24 protein-coding genes are annotated in these 22,948 nt (G+C 38.8%); 15 read left to right on the forward strand and 9 right to left on the reverse strand.

Annotation, left to right across the window (positions count from 1 at the left end; all coding sequences use genetic code 11):
* Nucleotides 1–5: 5 nt before the first annotated feature.
* From AAFH98_RS02075 to AAFH98_RS02110, 8 genes are all read right to left on the reverse strand, one after another.
* Nucleotides 6–713, reverse strand: a complete 708-nt coding sequence (locus AAFH98_RS02075; RefSeq protein ID WP_342521010.1) for a hypothetical protein — start codon at nucleotides 711–713, stop codon at nucleotides 6–8.
* 21 nt (nucleotides 714–734) lie between these two features.
* Nucleotides 735–884 (reverse strand): hypothetical protein, encoded by a 150-nt coding sequence (locus AAFH98_RS02080; RefSeq protein ID WP_342521012.1) that lies wholly within the window; start codon nucleotides 882–884, stop codon nucleotides 735–737.
* Between the two features lie 172 nt (nucleotides 885–1,056).
* Nucleotides 1,057–1,962: a helix-turn-helix domain-containing protein gene (locus AAFH98_RS02085; RefSeq protein WP_342521013.1), complete on the reverse strand. Its 906-nt coding sequence runs from the start codon at nucleotides 1,960–1,962 to the stop codon at nucleotides 1,057–1,059.
* Entirely contained in the window at nucleotides 1,952–2,152 is a 201-nt protein-coding gene (locus AAFH98_RS02090) for a hypothetical protein (protein ID WP_342521014.1), read from the reverse strand. Before AAFH98_RS02090 ends, AAFH98_RS02085 begins: the two co-directional genes overlap by 11 nt.
* Nucleotides 2,149–2,439, reverse strand: coding sequence for a hypothetical protein (locus AAFH98_RS02095; protein ID WP_342521015.1), 291 nt, complete (start codon nucleotides 2,437–2,439; stop codon nucleotides 2,149–2,151). The genes AAFH98_RS02090 and AAFH98_RS02095 overlap by 4 nt, the downstream gene beginning before the upstream one ends.
* A 107-nt stretch (nucleotides 2,440–2,546) precedes the next feature.
* Nucleotides 2,547–2,780, reverse strand: a complete 234-nt coding sequence (locus AAFH98_RS02100) for a helix-turn-helix transcriptional regulator (protein ID WP_342521016.1) — start codon at nucleotides 2,778–2,780, stop codon at nucleotides 2,547–2,549.
* A 133-nt stretch (nucleotides 2,781–2,913) separates the two neighbouring features.
* Nucleotides 2,914–3,510 carry a hypothetical protein gene (locus tag AAFH98_RS02105; protein WP_342521017.1) on the reverse strand — a complete coding sequence of 199 codons (597 nt, stop codon included), beginning with the start codon at nucleotides 3,508–3,510 and terminating at the stop codon, nucleotides 2,914–2,916.
* Nucleotides 3,511–3,514: 4 nt separating this feature from the next.
* Nucleotides 3,515–4,807 (reverse strand): tyrosine-type recombinase/integrase, encoded by a 1,293-nt coding sequence (locus AAFH98_RS02110; protein WP_342521018.1) that lies wholly within the window; start codon nucleotides 4,805–4,807, stop codon nucleotides 3,515–3,517.
* 449 nt (nucleotides 4,808–5,256) lie between these two features.
* Between AAFH98_RS02110 and AAFH98_RS02115 the strand changes: the two genes are divergently transcribed.
* Nucleotides 5,257–6,411 (forward strand): tyrosine-type recombinase/integrase, encoded by a 1,155-nt coding sequence (locus tag AAFH98_RS02115; RefSeq protein ID WP_342521019.1) that lies wholly within the window; start codon nucleotides 5,257–5,259, stop codon nucleotides 6,409–6,411.
* Nucleotides 6,412–6,542: 131 nt separating this feature from the next.
* Nucleotides 6,543–6,824, forward strand: a complete 282-nt coding sequence (locus tag AAFH98_RS02120) for a hypothetical protein (protein WP_342521020.1) — start codon at nucleotides 6,543–6,545, stop codon at nucleotides 6,822–6,824.
* Between the two features lie 13 nt (nucleotides 6,825–6,837).
* On the opposite strand, the gene AAFH98_RS02125 is transcribed toward AAFH98_RS02120, so the two are convergent.
* Nucleotides 6,838–7,248 (reverse strand): helix-turn-helix domain-containing protein, encoded by a 411-nt coding sequence (locus AAFH98_RS02125; protein ID WP_342521021.1) that lies wholly within the window; start codon nucleotides 7,246–7,248, stop codon nucleotides 6,838–6,840.
* Between the two features lie 195 nt (nucleotides 7,249–7,443).
* Between AAFH98_RS02125 and AAFH98_RS02130 the strand changes: the two genes are divergently transcribed.
* From AAFH98_RS02130 to AAFH98_RS02190, 13 genes are all read left to right on the forward strand, one after another.
* Nucleotides 7,444–7,743 (forward strand): hypothetical protein, encoded by a 300-nt coding sequence (locus tag AAFH98_RS02130; RefSeq protein ID WP_342521022.1) that lies wholly within the window; start codon nucleotides 7,444–7,446, stop codon nucleotides 7,741–7,743.
* A 16-nt stretch (nucleotides 7,744–7,759) separates the two neighbouring features.
* On the forward strand, nucleotides 7,760–8,041 hold the full coding sequence (locus AAFH98_RS02135) for a hypothetical protein (protein WP_342521023.1): 282 nt from the start codon (nucleotides 7,760–7,762) through the stop codon (nucleotides 8,039–8,041).
* The gene (locus tag AAFH98_RS02140; RefSeq protein ID WP_342521024.1) at nucleotides 7,968–10,106 is read left to right on the forward strand and encodes a hypothetical protein; all 2,139 of its coding nucleotides are present in this window, start codon (nucleotides 7,968–7,970) and stop codon (nucleotides 10,104–10,106) included. The genes AAFH98_RS02135 and AAFH98_RS02140 overlap by 74 nt, the downstream gene beginning before the upstream one ends.
* A gap of 272 nt (nucleotides 10,107–10,378) precedes the next feature.
* Nucleotides 10,379–10,666: a hypothetical protein gene (locus AAFH98_RS02145; protein ID WP_342521025.1), complete on the forward strand. Its 288-nt coding sequence runs from the start codon at nucleotides 10,379–10,381 to the stop codon at nucleotides 10,664–10,666.
* A 13-nt stretch (nucleotides 10,667–10,679) separates the two neighbouring features.
* Complete coding sequence (locus AAFH98_RS02150) at nucleotides 10,680–11,195, forward strand: hypothetical protein (protein WP_342521026.1); 516 nt, start codon at nucleotides 10,680–10,682, stop codon at nucleotides 11,193–11,195.
* A gap of 154 nt (nucleotides 11,196–11,349) precedes the next feature.
* The gene (locus AAFH98_RS02155; protein WP_342521027.1) at nucleotides 11,350–12,555 is read left to right on the forward strand and encodes an ImmA/IrrE family metallo-endopeptidase; all 1,206 of its coding nucleotides are present in this window, start codon (nucleotides 11,350–11,352) and stop codon (nucleotides 12,553–12,555) included.
* A gap of 8 nt (nucleotides 12,556–12,563) precedes the next feature.
* Nucleotides 12,564–13,067 carry a hypothetical protein gene (locus tag AAFH98_RS02160; protein WP_342521028.1) on the forward strand — a complete coding sequence of 168 codons (504 nt, stop codon included), beginning with the start codon at nucleotides 12,564–12,566 and terminating at the stop codon, nucleotides 13,065–13,067.
* A 332-nt stretch (nucleotides 13,068–13,399) separates the two neighbouring features.
* Nucleotides 13,400–17,089, forward strand: coding sequence for a DUF7149 domain-containing protein (locus AAFH98_RS02165; protein ID WP_342521029.1), 3,690 nt, complete (start codon nucleotides 13,400–13,402; stop codon nucleotides 17,087–17,089).
* Nucleotides 17,090–17,103: 14 nt separating this feature from the next.
* The gene (locus AAFH98_RS02170) at nucleotides 17,104–18,069 is read left to right on the forward strand and encodes an HNH endonuclease (protein ID WP_342521030.1); all 966 of its coding nucleotides are present in this window, start codon (nucleotides 17,104–17,106) and stop codon (nucleotides 18,067–18,069) included.
* Nucleotides 18,070–18,185: 116 nt separating this feature from the next.
* The gene (locus AAFH98_RS02175; protein WP_342521031.1) at nucleotides 18,186–19,835 is read left to right on the forward strand and encodes an ATP-dependent nuclease; all 1,650 of its coding nucleotides are present in this window, start codon (nucleotides 18,186–18,188) and stop codon (nucleotides 19,833–19,835) included.
* Complete coding sequence (locus AAFH98_RS02180; protein WP_342521032.1) at nucleotides 19,828–20,958, forward strand: UvrD-helicase domain-containing protein; 1,131 nt, start codon at nucleotides 19,828–19,830, stop codon at nucleotides 20,956–20,958. Before AAFH98_RS02175 ends, AAFH98_RS02180 begins: the two co-directional genes overlap by 8 nt.
* Before the next feature lie 280 nt (nucleotides 20,959–21,238).
* Entirely contained in the window at nucleotides 21,239–21,964 is a 726-nt protein-coding gene (locus AAFH98_RS02185; RefSeq protein WP_342521033.1) for a type IV toxin-antitoxin system AbiEi family antitoxin domain-containing protein, read from the forward strand.
* A complete protein-coding gene (locus tag AAFH98_RS02190) occupies nucleotides 21,965–22,945 on the forward strand; it encodes a nucleotidyl transferase AbiEii/AbiGii toxin family protein (protein WP_342521034.1) in 981 nt (326 codons plus the stop codon). It begins immediately after the preceding gene.
* Nucleotides 22,946–22,948: the final 3 nt, after the last annotated feature.

The raw sequence follows: 22,948 nt of genomic DNA on the forward strand, positions 1-22,948 counted from the left end.
GGCGGTTAATCTGATAAGATCTTTCGATTCACCTTTTTGAGCATGTCGAATATTGCCCATCCGAAATGATCGGTATTAGGTTTCAGTTCACGGCCGTTGTTTTTAGCAATTCTGTAATACTTGTAATCGCAATAGATTTCAGTAATAGCCGCGCCGGTATCAACATTACCTGCCTCTTCGATCTCCTCAATGAGACTTTTCGCTGCCTCTTCCAGCTCTGCCCTTGTCATATCCTCGGGTTCGTGTCTGGTTTTAATAGCTGGTTCTAATTTGTTGGCAATGGTTAGGAATGTATTTGCAGCATTAGCCCACTCTTTTTGCTTTTTGGCAATCGCTAACATCTTGTCCAGTAGATCTTCATCCAGTTGCTCAAAGAGTTTCCGGTACTCCTTATTGGCTGCATCTGCTTTTTGTGCAAGCTCAATGCAGCGTTGTAGGCGTTGCTCTCTTACTTCTTTACTCTCGACCTTTTCACGTTCGGCGCGCAACTCATTCAGCTTTTCTTTTCGCTCCTGGATAGCCTCGGAAATGAGTTCCCGGGTTGTTGTAACGTTGCTGATCTTTTCCTGTACTTCTTTGGCATCCATCAGCATCGAATAATCATCCTTAATCTCGGATAGTTGATCCTCTAATTCATCGCGCCGGGTCTCCAGCTCGTTAACTTCGGATTCCAGTTTATTAATGTCAGTTGTGATCTCTTCGGTTGATCTCATAATTAATAAATATTTATGCGTTTAAGATTTAGGCTTTCTGCCTGATTCGATTCTATTTTTGTTGATTCTTTTTTCAAGCGGTGTATCACCTGGAACCTTTTTGACTCCAGCTTTCTTATGATTCCGCTCAATAAAGCGTTCGACATGATTGGTTTCTGACTCTTTACTCATTGGTTTAAAATTTGGGGGTTGTGATTAACTTTCTGCTACCATCCTGATACCAAAACCATAAAAGGGAAATATTCACTATTCTTTATTTTTCTTAATTCCTTGTCGTTCATGCGCTTATAGAAATACTTTTATTTTATAGCCTCCTGATATGATGTCAGATAATGCCGTTATTTCACGATTCAAGAATATCATCCTCATATTTGTTTTCTGTTATGTTTTCGGCTTGCCTCCTGCCTTCAAAAACGGCCTCGGTGTCTTTGTCTATTGTCTCAAATAACCCCTCACCTTGTTCAAAATATTCATCCGTTCGTGATTTAGAGTTTCCATCTTTGCCATTCTTGAACCATTCTCTTTGATCATCCAGATACCGTTCATCCCTAAAAAAGTTATCGGGGTGTGGTGTAAACCGATCCCCTTTACCGGCTGGGGAACTGGCAAAAGTTTTTACTCTCTCTAAGAGCCAATCTACTGGCTCGCTAATAACTCTTTTATCAACCTCGGTTCCCTCCAGTCGTTTAATAGCTTTCTCAATTTCCTTTAGAGCTTTAACCTTTTTGACTTTCCGGGGATAAACAGAAAATATCTTCTCGCAATCCTCACGCGCTATAGAGTTTGTTGATTCTCTTCTCTGATTCTCTTCATTATGATTCTCTTTATATGGACCGGAACTATTGTTCCTATCGGGGGTGGAACTATAGTCCTGTGTGGGTGGAACTTTAGTTCCGGGGTGTGTGGAACCATTGTTCCGCTCACTTTTAGCATACTTCTTGTCCTGGTCCATCCAGCTATGCCGTAAAAACCTGTAACTATTGGGCTGCTTTTTCCCTTTCTGCTGTACCTCGATTAGATTGGCTCCTATCAATTCATTAAGATACTTTCTGATCATCCTGCTGGAGACTCCCAACTCTTTGGATAACTGCTTTTGTTTAGGATACGCTTTCCCATCCCTTCCAGCGTATTGAGCCAAACGGCCGTAACATAGTTTAGCACCTTGGGACATTTCCTTTCTCCTCATTAGAAAGTTTGGGATAAGGCAACCAATAAATCGTTTATATGGTATGATATACTTATTGCCCATTCCTGCTATTTGAAATTCTCTGGTTGAAATGATGTAGCACCTCCTGGCGCTCGGGATCACTAAATTTGTCCGTGAGAGCCTCGAACACTTCCAGAAAGGTATCAGCTCCATACTCAACAGAATGGTAAAGCCTTGCTAAACGCTCGGCGGTCTCGGCTGTTTGTGGGGGCTTAGCCTTAGCTGTTTTCATAATTCGTAGATCTTACTTTTTGTTTTCGGTGGGAATAACTGGGATTGCGTTTCATCTGGGAAATAGGCTTCATCCGTTGAATAGTATTTCGCCGTACAACCTGTTATCTCACAAGGTTTACGCTCAACAGTTGTTACCTTTTTCCGCTTTTCCAGCCGGGCGATGTATCGCGTGATATGCTCTCTGGGGATTCCAGTCTGCTTTTGGATCATCTTTGTGGTTTTCGGCCTTGTCTTTAAAGCCTTGAAAACCTGCTGTATCTGTGATCTCTTTTTTTCTTCGTTCATAGTCCTTCCCTCCTCTTTTTTTCAGGTGTGCAATTTTGAGTACTAAGACTTACCTTAAGGATAGTCTTTTTCCTCTTCGGGTCGCTGCTGCAAACAGCGGCCTTTTTTTATTGCACGGGTTCAAGATTGGATTCCTGGCTCTCTTCAACTTCGGGATCGGCATAAGGGCGGCTATCAAACCAATCTTCGATAGTTGATTGCTTCCATCCCACGCATCTGTTGGTAAACTTTTTGCGCGGTGGTAATTCACCTCTTTTCTGCATCCTCCAAACTGTAACCCGGGATACATTCAACATTTCTGCAAGGTCGGAAACTCGAATAATTTTAAGATCGGTACTCATAATTGAAGCAGTTTATTAGTGGTTGCTGTTTCTTTCTGCTTCAATCTAAAAGCCGTGAAAACTGGAAGGCAATGGCCTTTATAATTGGAATAGGTCTGGAAGGGTATGGAAGGGGCTGTTACTCTGTGCTAACCTATCCTTCATTGTGTTTTAATCCTGCCTCTTCTGCATAAAACCTGATCCAGTTTTTCTGTGCGTTTTTACTCCCTTCTAAATCTTCAACCTTCTTATAAATCGTATGTACATGACCATACATGTTTTTAATCCCTTCATTTAAGATATAATCTCGGGTTGCTATCATAACTGGTTTTATCTCTTCCGGATCATAACTTTTGCGTGTATTTTTTGGCCTTTTGTAAAACCTTTCAGCTATTTTTCCCGGGGCTGGCAAATTGCTTTCTTCGCGCGCCGTTGGTTCCCAATTACTGTAATATTTTATCATCCTCTCTAATGTAACTTTGTGTTGCTTAATATAGCGTTCCAGCTTTGGTACTGATTGAAAATGAAGCTTATCAAATAATGGATTTTGGCGCGTTGGCTTAAGGATATCCTCACTTGGTGTAACTTCATCTATTGATACTTGGTGGGTTTTATCTGGTATATCATACATCATTTCAACGGTGCGTTCCGGGTAAACCGTTGGTGTTCTTAGGTGCTCTTTAAACGCTTTCCGGTTTGCCTCCAGATCCTCTTTATCCAGTTTTGTAAAATACTTTTCCTCTTCACTCATTTTTTTAAGCTGATTTCATTTGGGTTACGTTCGCTTCTTTCTCTTTCAGGATACTATCTAACTTCCAACCCCATCTATTGAGAGCCTCTTGTTTTTGCTCTAAGTAGCTGGCGCGGTTATAACGCGCCGTAATAGTGTTTTCCTTAGCTAATCCTTTATGATTTAAAACCTTGCCTATAATCATAGGGCTTATACCTGAATCTGCCATGTAGGTAGCAACCGTGCGCCGTAAATCATGGGGGCGAAAGTCAGCTATCCCATTTTCCTTATCATCTTTGATCTTCTTAGTTGATGATTTTATCCATTTGATAGGCTCGTTATCCTTTCGGGGTGAACAAAAAACATAGTCGGTTTCTCCAGTTATCGGCCGCATGGTTTCAATAACCTGTAAAGCTAAATCTGATAACGGTACATCATGGGCTTTTTTATTCTTAGCATCTTCGGCCGGGATTGTCCAAACCATACCCTCAAAATCATCCTTTTTTACCTTGCTGATATCATCCCATTTCATGTTCATTGTTTCGGTTTTCCGTTGCCCTGCTATTAGCAGCATCTTAAAAACCGATTGCACGGGCTGGTCGAATAGCTCAAACCATTCCCAAAGTGTTCTAATCTCTTCATCTTCATAATACCGATCGCGCTTATTTTCTCCAGTCTTATAACGGCGGGTATCATCAACGGGATTATCCTTTAAATCTATTTCAGGATCAGTTCTACCATAATCAAACATAGAAGATAGAACGGCGCGTATCCGATTAGCCATTGTGGGATAACCCTCTTTCTTTTTACGGCTCAATATTTTGCTTAATCGCGGGGCCTTTATCTCATTTACTTTCAATCCTTTCAGCTTAGGTTCCAACTCTTTTTTTATGATCCGCTTATACTCTTCACGGGTTGCCTCTCTTAATGTTGGTAGGTGGTGCTGTTTATATTCACTAACCAACTTTTCAAAAAGCGTTGTTTTCGGCTGGTGCTTTCGCTTATTCTTTTCGGCCTGGGGGTCGATCCCATCATTCACATCAGCAGCAAGGCTTCGGGCCTCCTCCCTGGCTTCGGATAGTTTGATATTCGGATAACTGCCAATCTTATAACTTTTGGCCTTTTCGTTAAACCAATACCGATAATAAAAATAGATATTTCCGGCCTTGGTTAAGCGAATAAAAAAACCTTTAACTCCCTTGGCTTTCAGCTTGTTATTTTCGATCCGGTGCTGGTCATAATATTCAACACGTTTTGGATTACCTGGGTCTGGCTTTAACGTTTTAAGGAATCGAGCGGTCAAGTGTTGTTTCGGCATAACTACTAAAATTTATCCAACCCTAAGCTACCTGAATCCTTATCAGGCATGCTATCAAATATTGATTCTGGTATCAGGCTGGTATCAGGATTTTAATGATTAAAGGTGTTTCGTTATGAAGTATCTGCAATACAATGTAACCCATAAAATCATGTTTAGCAACGATTTAGGTAACATTCTTTACTAAATTGAAATATTATGAAATATGGTTATTATCTGATTACGGATCAGGAGGTTAGGGGTTCGAATCCTCTCAGGCGTACTCTTCTTTTTTATCCCAAAAACCCCGTTTATTTCACGATGAGCGGGGTTTTTTGTTGGTATATACACTAACTACCATCTCTCCTTTTCGGGAAACCTTTTCCCAAATAGCCCCTATTTTCCTTGCTCGGTACTACATTTGGTACTACATTTCTGGTGTACTCTTAACCAACCCGATCAAATTACATATGGCAAGTCTAACTAAGAGAAGTGGGAACTATTCGATCGTCTTTAAAACCACCCTGAATGGCAAGTCTTATAAAAAGACCTATGCCCTCGGTACCAAATACAAGAAGATAGCAGAACAAAAAAAGCTAGAGTATGAAAAGCTCTATGATGCTGGCAAAATAAATCCATTCGACGATGATTGGAATCTCCAGGAATATGAGAAAGAGCAAGAGCTCGATGGCACGTCTCTTACCAGTCCCGTCATTAATACGCTTCAGAGACAATTCTTAAAAGACAAAACAAACGTAACAGAACAGACCAAAAAAACTTACCGGCAAGTTATTAGCCAGTTCATGGAACAGGTCGGATACAGTATGCCTGTAACAATGATCAATACCAATGATATAAAAAAGTTTTGCTTGAAGCCTCATCTGGCCAACGCTTCGAAAAAGAACTACCTAATACATCTCAAAGCTTTTTTTAACTGGATAGTAGATAAGGAAATTTTGGAATCCAATCCCTGCGATAATATTGGGTTACCTAAAACTCGTGATAATCTTGTTGATAAAATTATAGATGAGGCACAGCTCAAAGAGATCTTCGAAAAGTTCAAAGCGTATCAGAAAAAGCATCAAGAGTCAGGAGCCATTAAAACTGATCAGCAGAAACAACATTGGTTTATTCCACTTATCACCTTAGCCTTTTATACCGGGCTAAGAAGAAAGGAAATTATTCAGCTTCGATGGGAACATGTAAATCTTGAAGATCGGTTTCTTCGCGTTACCGACACCAAAAATGGATATGAACGCACGGTACCTATTTTTGACAACCTTTATACTGAGTTAAAGCAGTGGCATAAATTCAATGAAAACCCTAAAAATGGTCTTGTGTTTCCAAGCCCTATGTCAGTTCCCAATGGGGAAAAGGCTCTTATGGGTGATAATGTTTCGAAACGGTTCAAATACTTTGCAACCAAAGAGGCCAAGCTAAAAGATTCGATTCATTTCCACAGTCTTCGACATTCCTGTGCTACGTTCCTTCTGCGTAATGGATTTAACGTGATAGAAGTGAAAAATATGTTGGGTCACAAAAGCTTGGAGGTAACCAACAAGTATGTACATCTCGTACCTAATGATCTACTCAACACGGCTAACAGGAATGGACTTATTACCTAAGCATTTTTCTACTTTCTAAGGCGCTTTGACAGGACATTTTTTCATTAACTTTTTTTAATTAAAGAGGTGCATTTTGTTCTGAAAAGTCATTTCTTTTTGTGGCTAAAAAAATCACGCATCAAAGGAATATCATGACAGAACAAGACCCCAAAGATTCTCTTCTCCAAACAATAGCTACCCTGGAAGCCAAATTGGATTTTGTTTTAGATTCTATATTGGTAAAACCAGATAAATCAAAATATATGACAGCTCAAGAAATCCAGAAAGAGTATGGAATTTCCCATCGCACTATATTAAATCGAAGTAACTTTCTTCCCGGCCATAAAAAATACATCCCGAGTTTTCAGACAGGTCCCCGGCGAAAATACTTTGAACGAACTGTAATCGAACGACTATTTAAACAAAACGAGTAGTCTTTACTTTCTGCTAAATTGCCTTTTTTAGCAAGTCCAACAGTGCTGACATGACATCCGGATCCAGTTTGAGCTCCGGATGTTCCTCTAACTGCTGGTCGATATCTGACACCAATTCTTTGATCTCCACCATCCTATTTTCCAGCAACTGCTTTTGCTTGAGCTCCGTTTTAAGCTCTTCCTCACTGCCTATCACAAAATGAGGGCCTTCCCCGGTCAACAGCCAATTAATGTTAATGCCAGCTTCTGCAAAGTGACGTAAGGTTGAGCTATTCACCTCACTTTTTGTCCCATTTTTTAGTTCAGATATGACCGAGCGATTAGCTCCAGTTTGTCGCTGCATTTCCGATACGTTCCCATCGTAATATTCATCTAACAAATACTGAATATTTTCCTGGAGAATATCTTCTTCAATTTCTTTCACGGTATTATTCTATTTATGTCCTTGTTTTAGCTGAATTTCCTATCTCTCATTTCTCAAAAAAAGTCATCATCACAACGTTTTTTAGTTGTTTTGATGTTATCGCATCACTAAATTACCACTCCTGGTAACGGTACTCTTTACCTATAACAGGTCTATAATACTACTAACCAACAATATTAAAAAGATAATTTTGCAGTGTATCCAACAATAACCAAATATGATGTAAACCGTCTCCGGCTGAATGTCATCAAGGGTGAAATGCTTGATCAGTATGAAACCTATGATAAGTTTCGGGAGATCCTGTTCCCCAATGTCAAGCTCAACACTTTTCGACAGTGGTTTAAGAAACCCTATTACATTTCAGATCTCCGCTTGTGCAAAATGGAACAGGCATTAGGGATTTCCGAGCAAACAATTAGCCACCGTATAAACAGTGAATTTGACCTTCCCATCGATGCCCTTTGCAGAGCCAAAGGAATTCGACTAACCTTTTAAACCAATCGCATTACCTATGGCCAAAATACGTACCCGCTATACCCTTGGTGATCCCATTGAATTTATCGATGGCGACGGAAAGCCGCGCAGGGAGATCGTCCGCATGATCGAAACCCAGCTGGTGGAAGATTACGACCTCTGGGTGATTTACGGATATGGCGACAACCTCTATGAGCTCAACCATGTGAGCGAACACAAAATTTTAATATCTCAACGACAAATAAATGAGCAGCAAAAACCAGGAAGGGCCCTTAACACTACTATCACCAAACAACCGGCAACAACCAACCGAAATTAAACCATCAACAGCCTCTGAAACTCAAAAAGAACCGTTTGAATACGTCGACAGCTCCGATCCCCTGGATTTTGGTTGGTATCGCAACGAAACCGATGGCACTAGTCGCAAAATTGGCAATTTTGATATTGAAATTCACTCTAAGATCATCCGATACAATCCTGAAACGCTAAAATGGGATGAAACCCTATATGAGTGCCAAGTAAGTTGGCTGCTGCCCGATAGTCGTACCCTTACGCAAAGCGAGCTGTTCATATTGGAGCCCGTGGACCTTCTCTCAAAGAAAGCATTCCAGGTGCAGATCTTTAAACATTCCTATCAGTCGGCACGATTTAAGTCTGATGATGAGATCCTTTTCTTTATGAGCTTTCTGTGTAACCGATGGCAACCGCAGACGGTCTATGAGTTCAATTATTACGGGTTTATTGAGCATCATGGGTATAAATTCTATCTGACGCGCAATGCGTTAATCAATATTCCTAACGATCATCTTCGGGATCCACAATATATTATCGCACCCAATGTAGATTCCGGCCTGTTCCCCATGGTAGCTGCGGACACTACCTTTTATGTGAAACCCGGACGAATTGAGCCCGCGCCCCAGCTGGACCTTAAATCTCCTATTGATGGATTCTACACCGATGACGAACATCATCTTTATACTGACCAAAACCTGCGATACTTCATTGATACCGTTCGGGATAAGTTTGGCGAACTTATAGCTGGACAACAGCCTGAAAAACGAGCGGAGGGCTACCTCATTTTCTCCTACATGCTTTCATTTCTATTCTTCGATGAAATCTATGACGTATTCAAACATGTCGTCTTTCTCTATTTGTATGGTGATCCCTCGACCGGAAAGGGACAGCTATCACAGATTATGCTGAACTTCTTTGGCCAATCATTTACGGATGTAGATTCCAACCCAACGCTAAAATCAGCAGAAAATAAGTTAGCGAACCACAGCAAGATACCGGTGATCATGGACGAATTTGTCCCCGGAAAAGGCAAAATCACACCACAAGTATTTAACATGTGGTACGAGTTGAGACAACGTGGCGTTAGTGCATCCCACGACCGCTCGAAGAATGCCTGGAGCCCCGTACGATCACAGCTGATGTTTATCTCCAACTATAAACCCAGCGAAGACCACTTTCGCTCACGGTGTATCATGATTGAATATGCCAAAGAAAAACGAGGAGACGTACAAAATCTGTGGTGGTTTGAGAACCATAAACGGGAGATGCAACGACTTTTTATTTCTCTGCTATACAAATTCAATGACTTTAACCGAACACTGTTTAAAAGCGAGCTGCACTGGATCAAACGCCTGCTTACCGAAGCCGTAGAGGAAGAACTTGCCAAACGTAGCGACAAAGAAGGAACTCAATTTCAAATTAAAGACCGGCAGATCGAAAATATGGCGGCCCTTATTACGGTTGACCTATTTGTTTGCCGCCCAGGTGATGTTGAATTCGCTGAGTTTTTTACTCCTTCTCTTGATACTAAAAGTAACCGACACGTGTCCAGTGAGGAAGATTTAAATGAACTGCAGGACTTAATAAAAGAAAATCGCGTCAACTCTGAGATCTTTCGATATAGCGTGGAGTTTTTAGCCAATTCGGCCGAACGCGAGATTCAACAAACCCCGCTGCAGCAATTTCTGGCTAGTCTCGAAATCATCAATGAAAATGGCGAATTGCCCAAGCATTACTATGGACTCAATGCAAAGAATCATTTGGTTCTTTACTGGAGTGGAATATGGGATGTGTACTCTAATTATAACAAGGGACGAGAATACGCTAGTCAGGATGCAGTACGAGAGGAGATCGAAGCCCTGGATATTAATGGAAAAGCGACAACGCACTATTATAAGTCTGAATTCTCTACTAAACCAAGTAATAAGGAAGTCAGGCACGGCTACTGTATTCCACCGCAATATTTAACCCCGGCCTGGCTACGAGCCTTTGGTAAACGTATTGAAGCTAATACCAATAAACATCAACAAATAAACGAACCGAACCTTGATGACACTTATGCAACCAATAACACAGCAGCGCCTTTTTAAGTATTTATCCCAAAAGCGACTTTTCAGCCGGTTTTAAGAAATAGCGTCTAATTTTCTAACCAACAACAAAAACACCACACTTAAAACACTGTAAGTATAATAATATTAGTTAGTTATAAAATAATAATAATGGTTAGAAATGTAGTTAGAAACAGGTTAGAACGGTTAGATTTTGGTTAGAAAGATAAGATTGATCTAACCACATTTATAACCAATTTAAGTCCATAACTTTTAAACACTTAACCACGGGTGGTTAGAAAATTAGAAAGATTATGTCTAATTCAGAAAATATGCCAAACAATCCAACTCATTTATCCGAAGGAAATGAAAACCAAGACCAATTAATGACCATCGGAGAAGCAATAAGCTATATGTGTGAGAAGCTGGGACGCATCTCCCGGACCACCTTTTACCGGTGCGGCTATCGCAAAATGATAACCGTACGCAGTTACGGGCGGAATAAAAGTACCGGGCGGGAAGCCGTTAAGCTATGCCGTAAGTCAGAAGTGGATTATATCATTCAGACAATCCAGGAGAATCCCCATGGCGAAAACCTATAACCGTATAGATGAAATGCCAATTACCAGACAAAAGATGGTGAATCCATCTATATCAACAGCTCATCTGGCAGCTAAAGTAGATGAAATCAACAGCCATTATCATGATTACAAGAAACTGCATATTTCTGTAGATAAAACAGGTCAATTAATACAGATCAGCTATACAAATGATGAGGATGTATATGTAATCCTCACCGATTGGCTCGACATGGAACAAGTTGGGACATACCTACACAATTACCAGCGCATGTTTTGCCTGGATCCCAAACGTCTAGATCGTTTCTTCATTATCGAAGAGTCTACAGCCATTGTTCCTATCAGCTGGCTCCGCCCAACAAGAAAACGCCCAAAGGGAGTTGCTAATGCTTACATTTATATGCGTCAGGCATATCATGGAATAATACCCCGGCGAAAATCCATTTCTATTAGACCAAGTGAAGAAAAAGGTTTTTTTGATATCGTAGATGGAAATTCAACCTACTATGTAGCCAAACAAATTGGGATAAAATCTTTACCCGTTAACTGTTAAAATCTGCTTTTATTAAAAGTTTCTTTTCAAATGAGGGACATTTGTTGAAAGTAACTCATAAAGCAATAAATATTGAAATTTTTCAAATTTCTTTATTTTTATTGTTTATAATGGTATTTTTAGATTGAAATATTTCAAATTTAATTAAGATAGTATGTCTGAGGAGATTTTTTTAGATCATATTAACAATATCCTGAAGTCATCAAGCCATGATCGTAACCTCCATGAAATCTATGACCAAAGGAAGGAAGAGCTTGATTTGTCTGATTCTCAGATAGCGAATGTCTTACAAATAGATTACAATACTTTAAAACGGATACTAAGAAAGGAAGCAAAAAAAATAGATTATTTTCTGCTTTTAAAGTTAAGTCATTTTCTAAAGATAGAGCCAAACGAACTAGCCAATATTTATCATCAAGATGATACTCACAAGGTTAGTGAATTGGGGTCAGTTAGCAAACGAACTTATCTTGTTGAAAATTTTGACCTAAAATCCTTAAAAAGTATTGGTTTCATTGATTCGATAAATGACTTTGAATCAATCGAAAATAGGATTTTAGAGTATTTCGGCTTAGATAGACTTTCAGATTACGATAGGTTAATGACTGGGGTAATGTTTAGCAATTCTAACCAGAAACCTCAGGAAAAAATGAGGACTTTTTGGATTAAGTCCTGTTACGCCATGTTTGAAAAGATTCATAATCCTAATGAATATGACCGTAATAGCTTAAAAGAATTGATCCCTAAAATCAGACCTTATACTAAGGATGTAAAAAAAGGATTTAAAATTGTTATCCAAGCCCTGTACAATGCAGGAGTTACTGTAATTTATCAACCCTACCTAAAAAACACTCAAGTTCGAGGAGGTACTTTTATAGTTAATGGGAAACCATGCATAGTCATTACAAATTATCAAAAAAGATATCCAACCATTTGGTTTGCTCTCATACATGAGCTACACCATGTTCTTTATGACTTAGATGATATTAAAAGGAATAATACTTTTCATTTAACTGGAGAAGAACGATCAGAACTATTTCTACTACAAGAAGATAAAGCAGATGAATTTGCCCGAGAAATTCTATTCTCAGATGACAAAATGAAGTATGTAGAGCCTATGATTAATAACAAGCATATTGTGGAGTCCCAGGCAGAAAAGTATAATGTACACCCATCAATAATATATGTATTCTATCAGTGGGATCATCAAGATGAGAATCCAAACATATGGGGAGCTTTTAACGATTTAATTCCAGATTCTGATGAGGCTGTAAAAGACTTAAATTTAATTCCGTGGGAAAAAGAAACCATAGAACAAGGAGTTAAAGAGCTCAAAAGCAAAATTCAAACTTTCAACTAATTAGCATTATGAATAAAGAGGATTCAAATAATAAAACTGACCAAAAGCAAGAACAAGAGGTTTCAGAGGACGATTTAGAAAAAGCCTCCTTGTTTCAAGAAGCTGATAATATTAAAGGAAAACAGTTAGATATATCACCTGATGGGGATTTAATTAAAGTTGATGAAATTAATACAGCTGTAGAGAATATCGATGACCCAGAAAAGAAACACGATATTTACTATAAAGGTATTCAATCATTACTTATAGAACATCTCCCATCTGGAGACTATTACAAAGAAATGCGGGATACAATATATGAAGAAAAGAATATCCTGCTGACACGAGGACATAAATTAGATGAAAATGGTATTCGTGGGGCTGATAGCAGAATGGGGTATCTTGAGGATATGAAGATGGTTTTATCAATAGTTGCTGAATGGATTACGCAAAATGGTAGTCCTCAAGAAATCTATGATAAGTTTAGGGAAAAAAATATTGAACTTGGGTACCATGAAAACACTGAAGATTAGTCAATAACACTTAACCTAAACTACAGGAGCCCATTACATCCTTACCGGGAATTTGATCCCATTCCCGACCGTCTAATTCTCGGTCGGCTTTTGCTCTAATTCTTGAGTCCTAATATTTACCGGTTTGTTCAACATATTATAGGTCTCTGGCATAAGCACGATCTGAATAAAAATAGCTTTCCTTTTGGTAAACTAGTAGGCTTTCTAAAAGAACTATTCAAAAAATTTGGAATGAGGCTTACTTAACCCCATAGCGTTATTCCTTTTTGCTCTTTCCCCTCCCAGTCCTTAGAATGAGGTCAAACTAACGTTGGTTTATTTAACAATTACTGATGCAGATAGAGACGATATCCCCAAGACGAGCTGTTGACAACGCATTCCTGCAAGAGTCGATTACCGAGACCGAATTCGAAACCTTTCGTCAGCGACTGTTAAAGCTGTTGAGCCAGGCTGACGATGCGGTGGAGGAAGGCGAATCCGAAGAACATCTGAAAAACCTGATCAAACCTTTCTTCAGCAAAACCAATTTCGAGGAAGACCACTACATCAACACCAAGGAGCGACAAGATCTGGCCATCCATAACGGCAAAACCCGAAAGTCGAATGTGGGTGTCATCATTGAAGCCAAGCGGCCATCCAATAGTTCGGAGATGATTACCGGGGATGACCTAAACCGTAAGGCATTGCACGAATCCATTCTCTACTATCTACGGGAACGCATCGATAACGGCAACGAAGATATCAAACATATCATCATTACCGATGTGTACCACTGGTATATCTTTGATGCCCAAGATTTCGAACGTTATTTCTACGAATCCAAAAAGCTTCAAAACTGGTATGAGGAGTGGAAACAGGGACAAAAAGTTAGTTCCGGTACCCAGTTTGTCTATGATCACCTGGCGAAATTTGTGGATGAACTTGAGGCAAATATTACTGCAGCCGAATTAGATCTGAGTAGGTATCGAAGGCTTTTGGAAAAAGATGAGCTCAGCCGTGATGAGCAGAAAAAGTTGGTGCCGGTTTTTAAACTATTTACGCCTACGCATCTGCTCAAACAACCCTTTGCCAGTGACAGCAACGAGCTCAACAAAGCCTTTTACCGTGAGCTGCTCTATATCATGGGCCTGAAAGAATACAAGGAGAAAGGCACCCACTACATTACCCGGCTGGATGAGGAAAACCGCCAGCATGCTTCCTTAATTGAAAACACCATCACCCAGCTTAAAAGCCTGAACGTAATTTCACGGCTCCCCAACCGATCGGGGTTTGGCGAAGATGAACAGGAGCAGCTATTTAATGTGGCCATTCAGCTATTAATCACCTGGATTAACCGGATCCTGTTTCTGAAACTACTGGAATCCCAACTCTTTAAATACCACCGGGAAGATGACCGGTTTCGGTTTTTAAGCCATCGCGACATTGACGAATATGATGGACTAAATAAACTTTTCTTCCAGGTTTTGGCCGTCCCTCAGGAGGATCGCTCCGAGCGCATCAACAAGCACTTTGGGCATATCCCCTACCTAAACAGCTCTCTGTTTGATGTGGCTGATATTGAGCAAGATACTATTCGCATATCGGAGCTGGAAGACGGGCTACAAATGCCGGTGTACAACCGAAGTAAAATTCGCAACCGGGACGGCCAGCGCCTCAAAGGAGAAAAGCGGTCTGCTCTCGAATACCTACTGCGTTTTCTTGATGCCTATAACTTTAACACGGAAGGTACGGCCGAGGTCCAGAAAGAAGCTAAAACGCTTATTAACGCTTCGGTGCTGGGACGCATCTTTGAAAAGATTAACGGCTATAAAGATGGTTCGTTCTTTACGCCCGGCTATATTACCGAATACATGTGTCGCGAAACCATTCGTCGGGCGGTGGTGCAAAAGTTTAATGAAACCTACGAGAACTGGGACTGCGGGTCCATTGATGATATAGCCGCCAAGATATCCCGCCACGAAATCCCATATGATAAGGCCAACGAAATCGTCAACAGCATCACGATTTGTGATCCGGCCGTAGGGTCCGGACACTTTTTGGTTTCAGCCCTGAATGAGTTGATAGCCATTAAAAGTGATCTCCGCATCTTTGTGGATGAGGATAATCACCGCATTCGGGATGTGGAGATCAGCGTGGACAATGATGAGCTCAGCATTTCGGTGGGACAAGATCCCTTTTTCGAATACCGGGTGCATTCCGAGTGGAAAGAAAATGTAACCATTGAACGTACCGTGGGTCCCGACACCCAGCGACTGCAGAAAGCGCTATTTCGGGAAAAGAATATCCTCATTGAAAACTGCCTATTCGGGGTAGACATCAATCCCAACTCGGTCAATATCTGTCGACTCCGCCTATGGATTGAGCTGCTTAAGCATGCCTATTACAAGGAAAGTACGGACTTTCAACAGCTCGAAGTGCTTCCCAATATTGATATCAATATCAAACAAAGCAATTCGCTGGTCAGTCGCTTTGATCTGGATGCCAACCTTTCTCAAATTCTGGCCAATAACGACGATCTGACAATTGAGGAATACAAACAGGCCGTCCGAAGCTATAAGGAAACCGGCGACCGCGAGGACAAGCGGGCACTGAAAGAGCAGATTAATTCTATTAAGGAGAGCTTTTCGGTGGGACTAAAAGAACTGCACCCCGTCCGACAAAAACTGAAGAAACAGCGCGAGATTCTGATTAAGGAAGAGGCAAAGCTGGACCTTTTTGAAGGGGAAAAGAAGAGCAAAAAGGAGCAGAAGAAGATTAAAAAGGTCAAGAAGAAAATTGGCAAGTTAGAAGAGGAGTTGAAAGAGCTAGAAAATGCTACCTTCTATGACCAGGCATTTGAGTGGCGCTTTGAATTTCCGGAGGTGCTGGATGAGGATGGCAACTTTACAGGTTTTGACGTACTAATAGCAAATCCTCCTTATGGTACTACCCTAACTTCTAATGAAAAGCAGTATCTGAAAAATAAGTTTTATGCAGTGAAAGGTAACTATGACGTCTATTCTGCTTTTATTGAATTGGGACATATGATCGGCAAGGCTGATTCTTATACATCATATATCACACCTGTATCTTGGCTAACTGGTTCAAACTACAAATGGCTTAGAGAGCACCTTAAAGATGAACGTACTATAACACAAGCAATTATACTGCCATATGATGTATTTGAGGACGCATACATTGATACTGGAATATACTTATTCCAAAATAAAAAACGAGATTCTTATAACTCAGAAGTATTTGAGTTTCACCCAAGAGAAAAAATAAGCGATGACGAATTAAATGAAATATCGTGGAAGATATTACCCTCAGATTATTGGGAAAATGAAGAGAAGTATGAGATCATATTTAAACCCACCTATTACGAAATCAAAAACAAAGCATTAAAGGAATCCTCCTTATTAGAAGAAATTTGTGATACAACACGAGGTATTTTAGCAAATGATGGAGACGTATATGATACCAAAGGTAAAGATAGAAAACGCTACTTTATTGGAGACTTATACAGGTATACTCTTAAAGAAGATTATAAATGGGTTAAATATGGAGATAATCTTAGAGAAAAGCCGGGTGAGTACTCTTATTTCAAAGGAGAGCGTATATTAATTCGTCGTCTAATAAGTCGACAGTTCAGAATGATGGGTACTTTTACAAAAAAAGAGTTTGTTAACAAAAAAGACATATATAATGTTTTGTTAATTGATGACTCTTTTAGAATTAAATATATCCTGTCGCTAATTAACAGCAGCTTCTTTTCATATTTAGTTGTAGGCGGATCATCTTTGGCAAGTAAAGATGACTTCTCCCAATTAACATTAACTGATATTAGAACTCTCCCAATTAAAGAGACAAATAATAAAAATCAGAAAAAATTTGAGAAAAAGGTCGACCAAATCCTTACTGCCAAAGAAGAAAATCCCGAAGCCGATACCAGCGAACTGGAAGAAGAAATAGACCAGCTTGTGTATAAGCTTTATGGGTTAAGTGAGGAGGAGATTGGAATTGTGGAAGATAGTCTAAGTTAAATAGACTTATAAAAATGAAAAAAACATCTGGGCATAAAAGAAGAGAGAAAATCTACAATATCTTCTCCAAGAATCTAGAATTACTGAAAAACCATCCAAAGTTTGACTTAAAAGGGAAAAAAACATCTGGATACATTTGTCCCCTGTGTCATAAGATTTTTGATAAAAATGGACTATCAAAAGAATATGAAGATCACCTAACTCTGGAAGATGTTCCTCCTAAAACATTGGGGGGAAATGTAAAACTTTTAACCTGTAAGATGTGTAACAATGAGCAGGGAAGTTCTCTCGATAAACATTTAAAAGAACAATTACTCACAAAGGATTTTTTCTCTGGCATATCTAATATCAAGCGAAAAGCAAGATTTGAGGTAGATAACAAATGGAATATAGGTGGAACTATTCACCATACTGAAGAAGGTGGAATTAAACTTCTTGCGATTGAAGGAAGTTCCCATGAGAAACATTATCACCGCTTATTCAAAAGAGGTGATGCAGAAATGGAAAATATCAGAGTTACTATTTATGGTGAGCACAGGAAAAGTCGTGCAAGAGTTGCAAAGTTAAGAATAGCCTATCTTTGGTTGGTAAGTGAGTTTGGGTATGCCAGTTTAATCAATCCGCATATGCACGTTATAAGAGAGCAAATTCAAAATTATAACGACTTAAAGTATCCTGGGTTTGGGATTGCAGATGTAGACTTTCCATCAGAATTTGAAGGAATCAATTTAATTACGAAACCTGAAAGCCTAAAATCATTTGCTGTAGCATTTACATTAGAAACCGATCAAAGAGAAAGAAAATTTATAGTTTTGCTACCGGGTCCATCTGATCCGGGATTAAATATTTATGATACTCTAAATGAATTGGGCCAAGATGGTAATAGAATTAATATAGACCTTACGAATTTAGACTTACAAAATGTCTTAAACGATCCTGACAGAGTTTATGATTATTTCCGTTATTGGAAACAGCTTTAGGATCAATGAAACAGAAAATAGATCAGCTTTAATATATTCCTCATGGATTCATTGAGGTAGAGATTGGGATAGTGGGAATGAGTGTAAATATTTAAAACTAAATAATTCTTTAAGAGATGATTTTTGAAAAAGTAATTATCAAAAATTTTAAATGTTTTAGTGGCACTTTTAAAATTGATTTGCAAGAAGGGCTAAATATTATAGTTGGGGACAATGAGGCTGGTAAGTCCACAATTTTAGATGCAATTCATTTAGCATTAACTGGTTGGATAAATGGTAGGCACATCTCTAGTGAATTGTCAGAATACCTTTTTAATAAACAAGAGGTCACGAAGTATTTAGCAAGTTTAGAAAAAGATCCTATTGAACCTCCAAGTATCTTGATTGAGGTTTATTTTGATTCCGATGATGCAGCAGAGTTTATAGGAAATGGTAACAGTTTGAAAAGTAATAAGGCATGTGGTTTTTCTTTCAACATTGAGTTTGATGAAAACTATAAGGATGAGTATAAACATTTGGTTCAACAGGATGATATCAAGTCTTTACCTATAGAATATTATAAATACTATTGGAAGTCGTTTGCCAGAGACTCGTCTATTACACCTCGAAGTTTACCTGTGAAATCAGCTTTAATAGATTCATCAAACTCTAGATATAAAAGTGGATCTGATATTTATATATCTCGTATTATTAGGAATTTGTTGGAGTCAAAAGAAATAGTTGATATTTCTCAAGCTCATAGAAAAATGAAAGATGTATTTCGGGATGAAGATGCCATTCAAGCAATTAATAAAAAAATCAAAGAGTCATCGGATATTTCAGATAAAGAAGTAGAACTATCTGTTGAACTTTCTTCGAGAGATGCATGGAAAAATACTTTGATGACTTATCTGGATGAAATCCCATTTCAACATATTGGGAAAGGAGAACAATGTGTTATCAAAACTAAATTGGCTTTGAGTCATAAAAAAACTAAAGAAGCCAATTTGATACTGCTTGAAGAACCAGAGAATCATTTATCTCATACTAAACTTAACCAACTTATTCATGACATTGAGGCTGGAAGTGAGGACAAACAGATACTCATTTCAACGCATAGTAGTTTTGTCGCGAATAAACTCGGCTTAGAAAACTTACTTCTTTTACATGAGTTATCGATTACACAGCTAAGTGATCTTGAAGAATCGACACAGACTTTCTTCAAGAAACTTTCAGGATATGATACACTAAGACTGATCTTATGTGATAAAGCTATACTCGTTGAAGGGGATTCCGATGAACTTATTGTTCAAAGAGCCTATCTAGATGAAAATGATAAACTTCCAATACAGGATGGAATAGATGTAATATCAGTTGGTACCTCATTTAAAAGATTTTTAGAAATTGCTGAAAAATTAAAGAAAGAAGTATCTGTTGTAACTGATAATGATGGCGATATTGAAGCTTTAAAGAAAAAATACAAGAATTATCTAGATAAAGATTCTAAAGACTGCATCAATATTTGCTTTGACAGTGAAATTGATGATGGGGATCTGACGATCAGTAATAAAGAGTTTAATTACAATACACTTGAACCAAAAATATTGAAAGAGAATGACGTAAAAACTTTAAATAAAGTCTTTAACACTGATTATGATGAGGATGGAATTCTTAAATATATGTACAACAATAAAACTGATTGTGCCTTAATGATTTTCAATTCCGATCAAGAAATAAGCTTTCCTCAGTATATACTTAACTCTTTTAAGTTCGAGAGAGATGAGTAAAAATAAACTATTGATTGCAGCTGCAGGAGCGGGTAAGACTACTCATATAGTTAAAAAAGCGCTATCAGTCGAAGAGGGTAATAATTTAATTACTACTTATACTCAAGTAAATGAAAAAGAAATAAGGAAAAAGTTTATAGAACTAAATGGGTTTATCCCAGAAGATATTACCATTCAAACTTGGTTTTCTTTTTTAATACAACATGGTGTAAAGCCATTTCAAAGCTTCTTGTTTGAGGAAAAAGTAAAAGGGCTTACATTTGTTAATAAACAATCAGGAATAAAATACTATTACAAAGGGAATCCAATTCCTTTTAAGGAATCAAAAAATTTCAAGAGACACTATTTTTCAAAAGGAAATAAGATTTATTCTGACAAGCTTTCGAAATTTGTGTACAAATGTAACCTTGAAAGTAATGGATTAGTAATAGATCGCATATCAAAGATATATCAGAATATCTTTATTGATGAAGCCCAAGATTTAGCTGGTTATGACCTTTCTTTTTTGAAACAAATATTTAGTAGCAATTCATCTTTAACTCTCGTGGGGGATCCGAGGCAAGTTACATACTTGACCCACTGGGAGAAGAAGTTCAAAAAATATCAGAATGGAAAAATTGCGGATTTTATTAACGATGAATGTGACGATAAGAATGTTGAAGTAGATAGAACAACACTATCAAATTCGCACCGAAATAATCCTGAAATATGTAACTTTGCAAATAGACTTTATCCAGATTTTGAACCTGCGAAATCAGCAAATAGTGAAGAGACTGAACATGATGGAATATTTCTTGTTAAGAGCAAAGATCGGTTTAAATATTTAGAAAAGTATGATCCCATTCAACTTCGGTGGAGTAGTAAGAACAAGAAAGTATTAGAAGAGTATCCCGTTTTAAATTTTGGAGAATCCAAAGGGCAAACTTATGATAGAGTTTTGATTTACCCTACAAAAAGCATGTTGAAATGGATAAAGGATCCTGAAACAAACTTAAAGGATCAAACGAAAGCAAAATTTTATGTTGCAATCACAAGAGCCAGATTTAGTGTTGGAATAGTATGTGGTAATAATTTAAAAGAGTTAAATAAAAATAAACTAGTATCAGCTTTTACTTGTGAATAACAAACCCCTCTAAAACACATCAGTAACTACCAAAAGGAAAAAATAAGCCAATCCTCTTCAGTTCCAGGAAAATTATAGCGATTTATTAGTAGCCTGCACTTATACAAGCATTAGATTTTCTACTCAGCATATTCCGTAACAAGTTCAAAGCTTTCTTGCCGAGCGAAAATAAATATATCCACTACGTCAAGTAAACAACGCAAATAACTTGACATATCTAATGATTAAATGCTATATTGATACAAGCTGTTGAAAGGTCACTAGTATAACACCTAGCATTATGAGTACTGCAAAAAGAATAAAAGAGAAAGTTTCCTCCTTTGACGAAGGAACCACATTTAAATATGACCAGCTCGACATCGATAATAGCGAGTACGGGGCTGCTACCAAAGCCATCGAGCGGTTGATATCCAACGGTGCTGTAAAAAGGATTTCCAAAGGCCTGTTTTACAAGCCCAAGAAATCGGTATTTGGTGATTTAAAGCCTAATGAAGAACAGCTGCTTAAACCCTATACGTATGAAGGCGACAATCGTATAGCCTATATCACCGGTCTATCTTTGTACAATCGGATGGGGCTTACGACGCAGATCCCAAAAACCGTTACCCTGGCCTGCAATAAAAAAAGGATAAATGCCAAGATTGATAACCTGAAGATAAAATCAGTCAAAAGCTACGTGGATCCCACTGACGACAACATCCGTTTCCTGGAGATCCTGGATGCCATAAAGGATTTTAAGAAAATCCCGGACCTAGATATCGATGATGCTATCGGGCAACTTCAAGGGCGCATACGTGATTTGAGTACTACCGACAGAAATAGGCTAATTACATATGCCCTGCAATATCCTCCCCGCGTGCGGGCGCTGCTGGGAGCCTTGCTTACCGATCAGGAATTCAACAGCGCTTTTCCTAAATTGAAGAATAGCCTGAATCCCTTGTCGAGTTATGAATTCGGTAGTCTTAGCAGTAGCTTGTCCACAGCCCAAAACTGGAATATTATCTAGATGAACCTACACGAAGATGCCGAAATCTTTCGGGACGCTATAAGAGCTACCGCCGATCATAAGAATATTCGGGAAATCTATATCGAGAAAGACTATTGGGTAACCTATGCCCTCCATGCGATCTTTCATTCAGACATGAAAGACGTTGCTGTATTTAAGGGCGGTACCTCGCTTGCTAAATGCTACCAGGCGATCAACCGGTTTTCGGAGGATATAGATCTTGTGGTGTTAGAAGATCCCGACCTGTCCAACACTCAAATGGACAAAAGAGTCCGGGATGTTAGCAAAGTGGTTGATGATACCGATTTGGAGGAAGTAGAATTACCCAGGATTACCATGAAACGTGGGAAAAATAGAAAGGTAGCCTACGAGTATGCAAAACATGGATATGACCAAACCTATGGGCAGGTTCGCGATAAAATCATAGTTGAGGTTTCAAGGCTGGGACATTTTGAACCTCATGAAGAAGTAGAGGTTCACTCGTTTATAGCCGATATGATGAAAGCGAGAGGTCAGAAAGAGCTCATTGAAAAATATGGATTAGCTCCCTTCCCCTTGAAAGTACTAACGATAGAACGGACCTTTTGCGAAAAGATAATGTCACTGGTCCGATTTTCTCACGCCGAAAATCCCTATGAGGATCTCGGGAATAAAGTCCGCCATACCTACGATATTCACATGCTGTTAAAGCAACCGGCAATTCAAGACTTCTTTGAAAGCGATAAGCTGGATGAGATGCTGCTTCAAGTGGGAGCAGACGATATCGAAAGCTATGGCGACAAATACAACTGGCTGTACAAGCATCCTGCATCAGCCCTTCTTTTTGACAAACCCGAAGCAACCTGGGATAAGATCAGGTCTGTTTATAACGGCACTTTTAGTGAGTTGGTTATTGGCGATCTTCCGGAAGATGATGCTGTACTACAAGATATTAAAAGGGTTGCTGAGCGGCTGAAAGATATTGATTGGGATCTGGGATAGGAC

The sequence above is a fragment of the Fodinibius sp. Rm-B-1B1-1 genome (assembly GCF_038594945.1).
GTDB classification, from domain to species: domain Bacteria; phylum Bacteroidota; class Rhodothermia; order Balneolales; family Balneolaceae; genus Fodinibius; species Fodinibius alkaliphilus.

Excerpts from the sequence above, each read along its gene's own strand:
- AAFH98_RS02075 (WP_342521010.1), bottom strand. The coding sequence starts at position 713 with ATGAGATCAACCGAAGAGATCACAACTGACATTAATAAACTGGAATCC.
- AAFH98_RS02080 (WP_342521012.1), bottom strand. The coding sequence starts at position 884 with ATGAGTAAAGAGTCAGAAACCAATCATGTCGAACGCTTTATTGAGCGG.
- AAFH98_RS02085 (WP_342521013.1), bottom strand. The coding sequence starts at position 1,962 with ATGGGCAATAAGTATATCATACCATATAAACGATTTATTGGTTGCCTT.
- AAFH98_RS02090 (WP_342521014.1), bottom strand. The coding sequence starts at position 2,152 with ATGAAAACAGCTAAGGCTAAGCCCCCACAAACAGCCGAGACCGCCGAG.
- AAFH98_RS02095 (WP_342521015.1), bottom strand. The coding sequence starts at position 2,439 with ATGAACGAAGAAAAAAAGAGATCACAGATACAGCAGGTTTTCAAGGCT.
- AAFH98_RS02100 (WP_342521016.1), bottom strand. The coding sequence starts at position 2,780 with ATGAGTACCGATCTTAAAATTATTCGAGTTTCCGACCTTGCAGAAATG.
- AAFH98_RS02105 (WP_342521017.1), bottom strand. The coding sequence starts at position 3,510 with ATGAGTGAAGAGGAAAAGTATTTTACAAAACTGGATAAAGAGGATCTG.
- AAFH98_RS02110 (WP_342521018.1), bottom strand. The coding sequence starts at position 4,807 with ATGCCGAAACAACACTTGACCGCTCGATTCCTTAAAACGTTAAAGCCA.
- AAFH98_RS02115 (WP_342521019.1), top strand. The coding sequence starts at position 5,257 with ATGGCAAGTCTAACTAAGAGAAGTGGGAACTATTCGATCGTCTTTAAA.
- AAFH98_RS02120 (WP_342521020.1), top strand. The coding sequence starts at position 6,543 with ATGACAGAACAAGACCCCAAAGATTCTCTTCTCCAAACAATAGCTACC.
- AAFH98_RS02135 (WP_342521023.1), top strand. The coding sequence starts at position 7,760 with ATGGCCAAAATACGTACCCGCTATACCCTTGGTGATCCCATTGAATTT.
- AAFH98_RS02140 (WP_342521024.1), top strand. The coding sequence starts at position 7,968 with ATGAGCAGCAAAAACCAGGAAGGGCCCTTAACACTACTATCACCAAAC.
- AAFH98_RS02145 (WP_342521025.1), top strand. The coding sequence starts at position 10,379 with ATGTCTAATTCAGAAAATATGCCAAACAATCCAACTCATTTATCCGAA.
- AAFH98_RS02150 (WP_342521026.1), top strand. The coding sequence starts at position 10,680 with ATGCCAATTACCAGACAAAAGATGGTGAATCCATCTATATCAACAGCT.
- AAFH98_RS02155 (WP_342521027.1), top strand. The coding sequence starts at position 11,350 with ATGTCTGAGGAGATTTTTTTAGATCATATTAACAATATCCTGAAGTCA.
- AAFH98_RS02160 (WP_342521028.1), top strand. The coding sequence starts at position 12,564 with ATGAATAAAGAGGATTCAAATAATAAAACTGACCAAAAGCAAGAACAA.
- AAFH98_RS02165 (WP_342521029.1), top strand. The coding sequence starts at position 13,400 with ATGCAGATAGAGACGATATCCCCAAGACGAGCTGTTGACAACGCATTC.
- AAFH98_RS02170 (WP_342521030.1), top strand. The coding sequence starts at position 17,104 with ATGAAAAAAACATCTGGGCATAAAAGAAGAGAGAAAATCTACAATATC.
- AAFH98_RS02175 (WP_342521031.1), top strand. The coding sequence starts at position 18,186 with ATGATTTTTGAAAAAGTAATTATCAAAAATTTTAAATGTTTTAGTGGC.
- AAFH98_RS02180 (WP_342521032.1), top strand. The coding sequence starts at position 19,828 with ATGAGTAAAAATAAACTATTGATTGCAGCTGCAGGAGCGGGTAAGACT.
- AAFH98_RS02185 (WP_342521033.1), top strand. The coding sequence starts at position 21,239 with ATGAGTACTGCAAAAAGAATAAAAGAGAAAGTTTCCTCCTTTGACGAA.
- AAFH98_RS02190 (WP_342521034.1), top strand. The coding sequence starts at position 21,965 with ATGAACCTACACGAAGATGCCGAAATCTTTCGGGACGCTATAAGAGCT.